An 11,729-nucleotide genomic window follows, 5' to 3' on the forward strand; every position below is an offset into this window, starting at 1 on the left:
GAAAGGTGACAGGGTGTTTCGCAGCCCCGCGTCAGAAATGGTTATTGACAATAACCAAGCGCGTTGGTGAGCTTCGCCCCGCGCCGGAGACGCCCATGCCCCCGCCCTCTCTCGTCCCCGCCTTTTCCATCGCCGCCGAGGTCGCGCCCGCCCTCGAGGTCGGCCCGACGCCGCTCGGCGAGCGCCGACTCATCCCCATCCTCGGCGGTGAGGTCACCGGCCCGCGCCTCACCGGCAGGGTCCTGCCCGGCGGCACCGACTACCAGTCGATCCGCGACCCCGGCCTCGCCGACATCCACGCCCGCTACGTCGTCGAGACGCCCGAGGGCGCCCGCATCTATGTCGAGAACACCGGCATCCGCCGCGGCCCGCCGGACCTCGTGGCGCGGCTCCGCCGCGGCGAGACCGTGGACGCGTCGCAAATCTATTTCCGCACCGTGCCGCGTTTCGAGACCGCCTCGCCCGACCATCTCTGGCTGATGCGCTCGATCTTCGTCTGCATCGGCACGCGGCTGCCCGACCGGGTGCTGCTCGACGTCTACGAACTGGAGTAGCGCCACCATCGTTTTCAGGCGAGCGGCCGCCGCACCCATCAACAACAGCCGCAGGGAGGTTATCGTGAAGAGAGTGATCCGGGCGGCCCTGGCCGCCGCCGCCGTCATGGCCGTCACCATCATGGCCGCCGCGGGCATCGCGCCGGCCCTCGCCCAGACGCCCCGCACCATCACGCTCGTGGTTGGCTTTGCCGGCGGCACCGCCCCCGACACCCTGGCGCGCATCCTCGCCGACGCCATGCAGCGGGCAGGCAATACGAATGTCGTCGTCGAGAATGTGCCGGGTGCCGGCGGCCAGGTCGCCTCCGCCCGCGTCGCCCGCGCCGCGGCCGACGGCTCGGTCGTCCTCCTCGGCGAGGTCGGCTCGGTCGCCATTGCGCCCTTCGCCTTCGCCTCGCTCCCCTACGACCCGGCGAAGGACTTCACCTATGTCAGCGAGGTCGCCCGCACCAACTTCGCCTTCGTCGTGCCGGACCAGGGCGGCCCCGCCTCCATCGCCGCCTTCATCGAGGCGGCGAAGAAGGCCGACCGCACCCTCCTCGGCACCTTCGGCGTGACGAGCCCCGGCCACATCGCCGCCGAGCTCTTCGCCCAGAGTGCCGGCTTCAAGGGCGAGCCCGTCCACTACCGCGCGGTGGCCGACGGCATCGGCGACATCGCCCGCGGCCAGACGGCCGGCTCCTTCTTCTCCATTCCCCTGGCGGCGGCCCAGATCCGCTCCGGCGGCCTGCGCGCACTCGTCCAGACCGGCGCCACCCGCGCCGACATGCTGCCGGGTGTGCCCACCGCGGCGGAGGCCGGCGTGCCCTACCTCTCGATGTCCTCGTGGTTCGTGCTGATGGTGCCCGCCGCCGTCCCCGCCGCGACGGTCGCCGAGATCCACCGCGCCGCCGCGGCGGCGGTGAGGGACCCGGCGGCGCTCGACCGGCTGCGCGGCGCCGGCTTCGAGGCGGTCGGCTCCAGCCCCGACGAGGTGAAGGCCATGGTCGGCCGTGAGCGCGACCGCTGGAAGCCGGTCATCGAGCGCGCCGGCATCCGCATCACCAACTGAGGCGGCTCAGGATCGCTTCAGGTCGACCGTCAGGGTCCGGCGGTCCTGCAAATGCACCACCGCCCACGCGTCGTTCATCGGCTCCAGCCGGATGAGCGGCGCCGGCAGCGGTACGGACGCGACGATGCGGCCTGACCCGCCGGCGAAGCTGACGGCGACGAGGCGCAGGCGGTCGAGCGAGGGCAGCACGATCTCCGGGGCGCCGTCGCCGTCGATGTCGCTGATGCGGCCGAGGTCGAGGTCGCGCGAGCCGATGACGTGGTTCGTCACCCCGTCGAGTCTGGCGACCTCCTCCAGCCGCGCGCCCTCGCGCCGGTAGAGCCGGAGTGAGCCGGCGATGTGCGGCGTCACCACCGCCGCCACCAGCGGCCTGCCCGTCCGGGTGAAGTCGGCGACGCCGACCGGGTTCAGCCAGCGGTTCGGCGTGCCGATCGCCTCGCTCTCGGCGAGCGGCGTGATGGCTCCGCGCCGATCGCATAGGCGGCGAGCGCCGCGCCCCGACGGAGATAGGACTTCACCACGAGGGCGGCGGGCGAGCCGCCGCCGAGATCGACCAGCCGCACGCGCCGGTCTTCGAACACGGCATCGGGCCCGAGCCGGTGGTGCAGGCTCCTTCCGCCGCGCTCGACCACGAAACCGCCGGCCTCGATGGCATCGCCCAGCACGCCGTGGGCATAGCGCGTGGTCGGGTCGATCAGCCAGGCGGTCAGGCCGCCCGCGCGGGTGGTCTCCGTGTCGGGCAGCCGCGGCGCTGCCGGCTGCGCCAGGGCGGGGGAGGCCAGCGCGGCGGTGAAACCGGCGAGGAGGGTGCGGCGGGTGGTCGAAACGGGAGCCATGGCGTTTCCTCATCCGGGGCAGAAAGAGCGGACGGAGCTTGGCGCCGACGCAAGGCGCCGGGCGACCATCCCGCTCTCCCGCTCCCAGCATCTACGGGAGAATCACCGGCCCTGTTTCACCCGCCCCGGGCGATCACTCGATGCGGGCACCCGACGCCTTGACGATCTCGGCCCAGACCTTGAGGTCCGCGTCGAGCTTGGCCGCCAGCTCGGCGGGGGTGGAGGTCACCACCTCGGCGCCCTGCTGGGCGAACTTCGCCTTGATGTCGGGGGCCTGCAGCGCCCGGTGCGTGCCGGCCACCAGCTTGTCGATGATCGGCTGCGGCGTGCCGGCGATGGCGTAGAGGGCGATCCACAGCTCGGCGTCGAAGCCCGGCACCGTCTCGGCGATGGTCGGCACGTCGGGCACGAAGCTGTTGCGCTTCAGCGTCGAGACGCCGAGCGCCCTGACCGTGCCGGCCTGGATCTGGCTGATGGCGGCCGGCAGATTGGCGAAGGTGATCGGCACGTGGCCGGCGATGACGTCCGACAGCGCCGGGGCGATGCCGCGATAGGGGATGTGCTTGAGGTCGATGCCGGCGCGCGACTTCAGCATCTCGCCGACCAGGTGGTTCAGCGTGCCGTTGCCGGCCGAGGCGTAGTGGTAGAAGCCCGGCTTCTCCTTCGCCATGCGGATGAGGTCGGCCACCGTCTTCGCCTCGAAGGACGGGTTGACCACCAGCACGTTCGGCACGGTGCCGAGCAGCGAGACCGGCGCGAAGTCCTTCACCGGGTCGAAGCCGGTGCGCGCATAGAGCGCCGGGTTGATGGCCTGGCTCGCGGAAATGGTGACGAGGAGCGTGTAGCCGTCCGGCGTCGACCGGGCCGCCGCCTGCGAGCCGAGATTGCCGCCGGCACCCGCGCGATTCTCCACCACGAAGCGCTGGCCCATCACCTCGGACAGCTTCTCCGACACCAGCCGGCCGATGATGTCGTTGGCCCCGCCCGCGGCCTGCGGGACGATGACCGTGACCGGCCGCGAGGGATAGTCGGCCTGGGCGAAGGCGGGGGCGGCGAGGCCTGAGGCGATCAGGCCGAGCGTCGTGCGGCGGCTGAGACTGTTCATGCTGGGCTCCAGAGAGGGGCGGTATCGCCGCTTTCCTGCACATGGCGCGGCGGCCCGCGTCAAGCCGTCCGGGCAGCCGACGCATGGCCCCCCTGCGGGATCAGGATGGCGAGGGGCTGCGCCTGAGCTCCGGATGCACCGTCTTGCCGAGAATGCCGCCGTCGCGGCCGATGACGTGGCTGGTCGACCCGACGATCAGCGGATCGGGCGCCACCGCCACGGAGGCGTCCTTGTTCGGATAGGGCAGGGAGGACAGGAAGTGCTGCATGCAGGCGAGGCGCGCCCGCTTCTTGTCGTCGGACTTGACGATGGTCCAGGGCGCGTCGGCGGTGTCGGTGTAGAAGAACATCGCCTCCTTCGCCTCCGTATAGGCGTCCCACTTGTCGAGGGAGGCGCGGTCGATGGGCGACAGCTTCCACTGTTTCAGCGGGTCGGTCTCGCGCGCCTCGAAGCGCAGGCGCTGCTCCTCCCGCGACACCGAGAACCAGTATTTGAACAGGCGGATGCCGGAGCGGGTCAGCATGCGCTCGAGCTCCGGGCATTGGCGCATGAATTCGAGATAGTCGGTGGGCGAGCAGAAGCCCATGACGCGCTCGACGCCCGCCCGGTTGTACCAGGAGCGATCGAACAGGGCGAGTTCGCCGGCCGAGGGCAGGTGGGCGACATAGCGCTGGAAGTACCATTGCGTGCGCTCCCGCTCGCTCGGCTTGGCGAGCGCCACCACCCGCGCCGTGCGCGGATTGAGATGCTCCATGTAGCGCTTGATCGTGCCGCCCTTGCCGGCGGCGTCGCGACCCTCGAACAGCACGACGATGCGCTCGCCCGTCTCCTCGATCCAGCGTTGCGCCTTCAGCAGTTCGCGCTGGAGCTGGACCATGTGCGCCTCGTAGGGCTTGGCCGCCATGCGCGTCACATAGGGGTATTCGCCGCTCTCGAAGAGCCGGCGGATGGTCGCCGGGTCGCGCTTCATCTGGGCGAGCTGGTGGCGGCCGCGGGCCGTGCGGCCTGGCTTCGCCTCCGCCTCCGTCTCCCCCGCCGCCTGGGCGATGGCCGCCGCGCCCTCCGGGGTCGCGATCTCGGCGGGAGCGGGCGGCGCCGCGGCCGTCTGCGGCTCCGTCGGAGCCGATCCTTCGGGGTGAATGGCGTCCTGCATCATGGCTCTCCCTCCCGTATCGCGGTGGGGTGAGGAGACGGCGAAAGGCCGCGCCCTGCCATGTCATGGATCAAGCGTTGCCGCCTGCGGCAGGCCGCCGCCCTTGAATTGCCATGGTGCAGATGTGAACATAAAGGGAACACGAGAGGTCCCATGGACACCAAGGTCGCCGCCAAGCTCCGCATCCTCGCCGATGCGGCCAAATACGACGCCTCCTGCGCCTCCTCGGGGGCGCCGAAACGGGCGGCCGGCGCCAAGGGCCTCGGCTCCACCACGGGGGCCGGCATCTGCCACGCCTACACGCCGGACGGGCGCTGCATCTCGCTTCTGAAGATCCTGCTGACCAACTACTGCCTCTACGACTGCGCCTATTGCATCAACCGCCGCTCCTCCAACGTGCGGCGCGCCCGCTTCACCGTGCAGGAGGTGGTCGACCTCACCGTCAATTTCTACAAGCGCAACTACATCGAGGGCCTGTTCCTCTCCTCCGGCATCGTGAAGAACCCCGACCACACGATGGAGGAGATGATCGAGGTGGCGAAGCGCCTGCGCCGCGACCACCTCTTCGCCGGCTACATCCACCTCAAGACCATCCCCGAGGCGAGCCCCTGGCTCGTCGAGCAGGCCGGGCTCTGGGCCGACCGCCTCTCGATCAATCTCGAACTGCCGAGCCAGCAGAGCCTCGAGGAATTGGCGCCGGAGAAGAACGGCGGCACCATCCGCGCCGCCATGGGCCAGATGCACGAGCGCATCGTCGAGGCCAAGGCCGAGAAGCGCCGCTTCTCCCCCGCCGGCCAGAGCACGCAGATGATCGTCGGCGCCGACGCCACCACCGACGAGGGCGTGCTGCGAACCAGCGACGGGCTCTACCGCCGCTACGCCCTGCGCCGCGTCTACTATTCCGCCTTCAGCCCCATCCCCGAGCCGAGCAAGGTGCTGCCGCTGAAGGCGCCGCCGCTGCAGCGCGAGCACCGCCTCTACCAGGCCGACTGGCTGCTGCGCTTCTACGGCTTCTCCGTCGACGAGGTGGCGGCCGGGGGCGATGCCGGCATGCTCGACCTCGACATCGACCCGAAGCTCGCCTGGGCGCTCAAGCACCGGGAAAGCTTTCCCGTCGACGTCAACACCGCCGATCGCGAGCTGCTGTTGCGCGTGCCCGGCCTCGGCACCCGCGTCGTCGACCGCATCGTCGCCGCGCGCCGCCACACCACGCTGCGGCTCGACGATCTCGCGCGGCTCACTCCCGGCCTGAAACGGGCGCGGCCCTTCCTCGTCACCCCCGACCACAGGCCGACCCGGCTCATCGACCGGCAGGACCTGCGCGCCCGCATCGCGCCGAAGCCGGCGCAGCTCGAACTCTTCGGCTGACCCGCCATGCTCATGAACGCCGCCTCCATGGTGCAGATCCGTCTTGGGCCGGGCGCCGATCTCGACGGCTTCCGCGCCGCCGCCCGCAGCCTCGTCGCCGCCGGGACCCCGCCGGAGGCGGTGGTCTGGACGCAGGGCGGGGCGGCCGATCTCTTCGGCGCGCCGGTCCTTCCCGACGGGCCGCCGCTCAGCCTGCCGCGGGCCGCGGCCGACCTCGTCCAGCTCGTCGTCTGCCACCGCGATCCCGAGCGCTTCGGCCTCCTCTACCGGCTGATCTGGCGCCTCACCCACGGCGAGAAGGCGCTGCTCGAGGTGATGAGCGACCCGCTCGTCCACCGCCTCGCCATGATGGGCAAGGCCATCCGCCGCGACCTCCACAAGATGCACGCCTTCCTGCGCTTCCGCCGCGTCGAGACCGCGAAGGGCGAGCGCTTCGTCGCCTGGTTCGAGCCCGACCACCACATCCTCGCCGCCGCCGCGCCCTTCTTCCGCAACCGCTTCGGCAGCCTCGACTGGACCATCCTCACCCCCGAGGGCCGGGTGAGCTGGACCGGCGGCGCGCTCGTCTTCGGCCCGGCCGCCACCCGCGACGAGGCGGCGGCCGGCGACGGTTTCGAGGAGGGCTGGCGCGACTATTACGAGAGCACCTTCAACCCCGCCCGCCTCAACACCACGGCGATGCGCGCCGAGATGCCGAAGAAATACTGGCGCAACATGCCGGAGACGGCGGCCATCCCTGGCATGGTGCGCGCCGCCCTCTCGCGCGTTGACGGCATGATGGAGAGGGAGCCCGCCATGCCGACGAGACGCAATCCGGACAAGGCCGTCGCCGCCATGCAGGAGGCGGGGCCCCACTCGCTCGAGGAGCTGAACCGCATCATATCGGGCTCCGAGCCGCTCGTGCCGGGCGCCACCCGCGCCGTGCTGGGGGAGGGGCCGGTGGGCGCCGCCATCGCCTTCGTCGGCGAGCAGCCGGGCGACCAGGAGGACCTCCAGGGCCGCCCCTTCGTCGGCCCCGCCGGCCAGCTTCTCGACCGCGCCCTGGCCGAGGCCGGCATCGAGCGGTCCGCCACCTATCTCACCAATGCGGTGAAGCACTTCAAGTTCGTGCAGCGCGGCCGGCGCCGCATCCATGAATCGCCCACCGCCGGCGAGGTGAAGCACTATCGCTGGTGGCTGGAGCGCGAGCTCGATCTCGTCCGGCCGGGCCTCGTCGTGGCGCTCGGCGCCACCGCCGCGCTGGCACTCGCCGGCAAGGCCGTACCGGTCGGCCGCAACCGCGGCCTCTTCCGCTTCGGCGACCGGCCGGGCTTCCTCACCGTCCACCCCTCCTCGCTGCTGCGCGAGCCCGATCCGCAGGCGCGCGAGGAGGGGTTCCGCCGGTATTGCGAGGACATGAGGCGCATCCGCGAGCTCGCCGCGGCGTGAGGTATCGGGCCCATGCCCCACCTGAACCTTCCCCTCGCCGGGGCGAGGGGAGGGGGACTTCCACCGCCCGTCCCGCCTCCGCCCTCCGCGCCTGGCCCGACCGATGAGGTTTTGGCGCGGTCGAAGTCCCCCGCTCGACCTCAGCCCTGGCGCCTGGTCCGACCATCGAAGCCTGGCGCGCGATCGACGTCATCCTCCCTGCGCGCAGCGCGGGGAGGGTGCGGGTGGGGCCCTTCGGCCCCGGCGCCCGGTGCGGGTGGGACCCCGCTTCCGGTGTTCACGACGCGGGGCGCACCACGGGACCTGAAGCGGTCGTCGCCGCCCCATCTTGAAACATAGAAAAATGCGAATATGATAATGCCATCCGGCGCGGTGGTCCCGCGCCCTCGGAGATGGCACCATGACCCTTCAGGCCACCTATGACGGCGCCCGCCCCGCCGCCGGCGCCGCCGCCCGCATCGACTGGACGCCCTATGCGATCGGCGTCGGCATCGGCGTGCTGAGCTGGATCGTCTTCCTCGTCGTCAACAATCCGCTCGGCATCACCACCGCCCTGTCGCAGGTGTCGGGCGCCGTCGCCACGCCCCTCCTCGGCGCCGAGGCCGTGGCGAAGAACAGCTACTGGGCGCGCAACCTGCCCGCCCTCGACTACGGCACGCTGTTCCTCGTCGGAACCCTGTTCGGCGGCCTCGGCTCGGCCCTTCTCGCAGGCACCTTCCGCATCGAGCAGGTGCCGGAGGTCTGGGCCGGGCGCTTCGGCCCCTCGCCGATGAAGCGCTACGCCGTCGCCTTCCTCGGCGGCATCGTCGCCATGGTCGGCGCCCGCCTCGCCAACGGCTGCACCAGCGGCAACGGCATCTCCGGCGGCCTGCAACTGGCGCTCAGCGGCTGGGTCTTCCTCGCCGTGATGTTCGCCACCGGAACCGCCACCGCCTTCGCCATGTTCCGCACCGCCCGCTGATCAGGACACCCGCCATGACCCTTCCCGTCACCGGCACCGCCGCTCTCGCTCTCGCCCTCGTCTTCGGTTTCGCCTTCGGCTTCCTGCTGCACCGCGGCCGGGTCGCCGACTACAACACCATCGTCCGGCAGTTCCTGTTCGAGGACTTCACCGTCCTCAAGATCATGATGACGGCCATCGTCGTCGGCGGCGTCGGCGTCTTCCTCATGGCGCAGTTCGGCTGGGTGAAGTTCCACATCAAGCCGGCCGATCTGCTCGCCGTCTCCCTCGGCGCCGCGCTCTTCGGCGTCGGCATGGTGCTCTACGGCTATTGCCCCGGCACGGCGCTGGCCGCCATCGGCGGCGGCAGCCTCCACGCGCTGGTCGGCGCCGGCGGCATGCTGGTCGGCGGCATCCTCTATGCCCTGGTCTTCGACTGGGTGAAGGCGGTGATCCTGCCCGTCGGCGCCATGGGCAGGGTGCAGCTCCACACCCTGCTCGGCGTCAGCCCCTGGGCGATCTTCGCGGTCCTCGCGGCGGTGGCGGTGGCGCTGTTCGTCACCATCGAGCGGATGGCGGCGAAGCGGGCCTGAACAGCCGACGGCGGGCCGCCCTCCCGCCCTCCGACCCTCCAAACGCCCGGCCCGCGGCCGGGCGTTTTGCTTGCGGGAACTGCCGGCGACGGCATGCGGTGCCTTCTCCGGCCCGCGTTCCTCTTCAGGAGGCGATCCGGCGCACCGCAGCCGTAGTAGAGAAATATTCTTCAGCAGCACATTCGGACCCGGTACTGCGGCATGTATCAGGTAAAAAAGTACCATGACCTTCTCCGGGTCCGTCAAAAGTGCGAATTAGACTTAAAGTTAACGTGAAATTAGGGATGGAGCACCGACAAGGGTTGCAGAGCCCGAGGGGTGCAATCATGTCCTTTGTCCGCAACGCGACCATCAGCCAGCGCATCGCCGTCGCCGTCATCGTGCCGCTGCTCGCGGCCATAGGCTTCGGCGGGGATATCGTGATCGAAAGCTGGTTCGAGGCGGGCTCGGCCCGCCAGATGGCGACGGTTGCCGCCTCCGGCCCGCAGTTCGGCGCCGTGGTTCATGAACTCCAGGCCGAGCGCGGCCTCACCAACACCGTCCTCAACAATCCCGGCAACCAGAGCGCCGCCGAGGCCCGGGCCGCGCAGCTGCCGAAGGTCGACGTGGCCCTCTCTGCCCTGCGCGAGGCGGTGGCCCAGGTCTCAGCCGGGGCACCGCAGGACGCCGCCGCCGCCCGCGAGGCCGTCGCCCGCGCCGACGACCTCGCGGCCCTGCGCGCCGCCGTCCAGGCGCGCAGCGTGACGGCGGAGGCGGCGGTCGCCCGCTACACCGCCATGATCGACGCCTTCATGCAGCCGGTGGAGAACCTCGCCCGCCACGGCCGGGTCGGCGCCACGGCGCGGGCCGTCGTCGCCTATGCGAGCATCCTACGCGCCAAGGAGGCCGCCGGCCTCGAGCGCGCCACCGGCGGCGGCGCCTTCTCGCCGTCGGGTTTCGCCAAGGAGCGCTTCCAGCGCTTCGCCGAACTCGCCGCCGTCCAGGACAGCTATCTCGCCGTCGCCCGCCGCTACGGCTCGCCCGAGCAGGCCCGGCAGATCGAGGCGCTGGTCACTTCGGCCGAGACGGCCGCCGTGCAGCGCCTGCGCGTGCTGGCGGCGCGGGCCGCCCTGGCGGGGGAGGGCGGCGTCGAGGGCCTCGAATGGTTCCGCACCGCCACCGCCCGCGTCAATGCGATGAAGGCCGTCGAGGATCAGTTCGCCCGCGATCTCACCGTCATCGTCGGCGCCGCTGCGGACGAGGCCCGCAACAGGCTCGTCATCGCCTCCGGCCTCGTCCTCGGCGTGACGCTTCTCGCCGCCCTGGCCGCGCTCCTCGCCGCCCGCTCCATCACCCGTCCGCTGCGCGCCCTCACCCTGCACATGGAGAAGCTCGCCGAGGGCGACACCGGCGGCGAGCTGGAGGGCGCCGAACTGACCAACGAGATCGGCGCCATGACTCGCGCCGTCGCCGTCTTCCGCGACAATGCCATCGCCCGCGAGCGGCTGGAGCAGGAGGCCGAGGTGGAGCGCCAGCGCGAGCTGCAGCGCCAGTCGGTCCTCGACGAGATGATCGTCTCCTTCCGCGGCACGGTCGGCGACGTGGTGAAGACCGTGAACACCGAGATCTCCGGCATGCAGCGCACGGCCGAGGCGCTGAAGGGCGTCGCCGGCCAGGCGACGACGGGCGTCGACGTCGGCCGCGAGGCCTCGGCCACCTCCTCCTCCGACATGCAGTCGGTCTCCGCCGCGGCGGAGGAGTTGATCAGCTCGATCAGCGAGATTTCCAGCCGCATCCACACCACCAGCAGCTGCATCGGCCGCGCCACCGCCGGCTCCACCGAGACCGACCGGGAGGTCTCCGGCCTCGCCGAGCTCGCCCAGCGCATCGGCACCATCGTCGACATCATCCGCGGCATCGCCGAACAGACCAATCTCTTGGCCCTCAACGCCACCATCGAGGCGGCGCGGGCGGGCGAGGCGGGCCGCGGCTTCGCCATCGTCGCCTCCGAGGTGAAGGCGCTCGCCGGCCAGACGGCCTCGGCCACCGACGAGATCGCCACCCAGATCAACGCCATCCAGGCGGCGACCCAGCGCACCGTCGCCTCCATCCGCGGCATCGGCAGCACGGTCTCGGAGATCGACCACCTCACCGGCTCCATCGCCGCCGCGGTGGAGGAACAGACCGCCGCCACCCAGGAGATCGCCGCCGCCATCGCCCGCGCCTCCGGCGGCTCGGACCGCGTCCTCCGCGCCATCACCGACGTCTCCGGCGTGGTCGGCGAGACCAACGAGGAGGCCCGCAAGGTCGGCGCCGCCGGCGAGCTCCTGTCCGGGGCGACGCGCCGCCTCATCGACAGCGTCGACGGCTTCCTGGTCGACCTCGCCAAGGACGTGAAGGACCGCCGCGGCGCGGTGCGCCGGCGCAGCACACGGGCCATCCTGGTCCTCAGCGACGGCCGCAGCATGAACGCCCGCCTCGCCGACATCTCGGAGACCGGCGCCAGGGTGCAGGGCGTCGCGCCGCTGCAGGATGGGCAGCGCGTCACGCTGCGCTTCTCCGACGGCGCGGAGATCGGCGGCCGCGTCGTCTGGAGCCGCGAGGGCTCCAGCGGCCTGCAGTTCGACGTGCCGATCAGCGAGGCGGTGGCGCGCCGGGCGGCCTGAGCGCCGCCCCGCTGCCACAGGCTGGCAGCAGCATGGCGGGAAGACCCTCGCCGCCC

General features: G+C 71.4%; 11 protein-coding genes. 7 read left to right on the forward strand and 4 right to left on the reverse strand.

Annotated elements, in window-relative coordinates:
* Positions 1-95 precede the first annotated feature (95 nt).
* Entirely contained in the window at positions 96-554 is a 459-nt protein-coding gene (locus tag C6569_RS21145; RefSeq protein WP_106750716.1) for a DUF3237 domain-containing protein, read from the forward strand.
* Positions 555-618: 64 nt separating this feature from the next.
* Complete coding sequence (locus tag C6569_RS21150) at positions 619-1,605, forward strand: Bug family tripartite tricarboxylate transporter substrate binding protein (RefSeq protein WP_146144863.1); 987 nt, start codon at positions 619-621, stop codon at positions 1,603-1,605.
* 6 nt (positions 1,606-1,611) lie between these two features.
* Here C6569_RS21150 and C6569_RS21155 read toward each other — a convergent pair whose 3' ends face one another.
* From C6569_RS21155 to ppk2, 4 genes are all read right to left on the reverse strand, one after another.
* Complete coding sequence (locus C6569_RS21155) at positions 1,612-1,956, reverse strand: hypothetical protein (protein WP_146144864.1); 345 nt, start codon at positions 1,954-1,956, stop codon at positions 1,612-1,614.
* 56 nt (positions 1,957-2,012) lie between these two features.
* The gene (locus C6569_RS21160; RefSeq protein ID WP_106750719.1) at positions 2,013-2,441 is read right to left on the reverse strand and encodes a hypothetical protein; all 429 of its coding nucleotides are present in this window, start codon (positions 2,439-2,441) and stop codon (positions 2,013-2,015) included.
* Between the two features lie 133 nt (positions 2,442-2,574).
* Positions 2,575-3,546: a Bug family tripartite tricarboxylate transporter substrate binding protein gene (locus tag C6569_RS21165; protein ID WP_106750720.1), complete on the reverse strand. Its 972-nt coding sequence runs from the start codon at positions 3,544-3,546 to the stop codon at positions 2,575-2,577.
* 100 nt (positions 3,547-3,646) lie between these two features.
* Positions 3,647-4,699, reverse strand: a complete 1,053-nt coding sequence (ppk2, locus tag C6569_RS21170; protein ID WP_106751183.1) for a polyphosphate kinase 2 — start codon at positions 4,697-4,699, stop codon at positions 3,647-3,649.
* Positions 4,700-4,852: 153 nt separating this feature from the next.
* Here ppk2 and C6569_RS21175 point away from each other — a divergent pair, with 153 nt between their 5' ends.
* The 5 genes from C6569_RS21175 (at position 4,853) to C6569_RS21195 (ending at position 11,673) form a co-directional block, all read left to right on the forward strand.
* Entirely contained in the window at positions 4,853-6,067 is a 1,215-nt protein-coding gene (locus C6569_RS21175) for a putative DNA modification/repair radical SAM protein (protein ID WP_106750721.1), read from the forward strand.
* A 6-nt stretch (positions 6,068-6,073) separates the two neighbouring features.
* The gene (locus C6569_RS21180) at positions 6,074-7,495 is read left to right on the forward strand and encodes a UdgX family uracil-DNA binding protein (RefSeq protein WP_215905773.1); all 1,422 of its coding nucleotides are present in this window, start codon (positions 6,074-6,076) and stop codon (positions 7,493-7,495) included.
* A 400-nt stretch (positions 7,496-7,895) separates the two neighbouring features.
* Complete coding sequence (locus C6569_RS21185) at positions 7,896-8,456, forward strand: YeeE/YedE thiosulfate transporter family protein (RefSeq protein ID WP_106750722.1); 561 nt, start codon at positions 7,896-7,898, stop codon at positions 8,454-8,456.
* Between the two features lie 14 nt (positions 8,457-8,470).
* Positions 8,471-9,028 (forward strand): YeeE/YedE thiosulfate transporter family protein, encoded by a 558-nt coding sequence (locus C6569_RS21190; RefSeq protein WP_106750723.1) that lies wholly within the window; start codon positions 8,471-8,473, stop codon positions 9,026-9,028.
* A 326-nt stretch (positions 9,029-9,354) separates the two neighbouring features.
* Entirely contained in the window at positions 9,355-11,673 is a 2,319-nt protein-coding gene (locus tag C6569_RS21195) for a methyl-accepting chemotaxis protein (protein ID WP_181313848.1), read from the forward strand.
* Positions 11,674-11,729 lie beyond the last annotated feature (56 nt).

The sequence above is a fragment of the Phreatobacter cathodiphilus genome (genome assembly GCF_003008515.1).
Classification (GTDB): domain Bacteria; phylum Pseudomonadota; class Alphaproteobacteria; order Rhizobiales; family Phreatobacteraceae; genus Phreatobacter; species Phreatobacter cathodiphilus.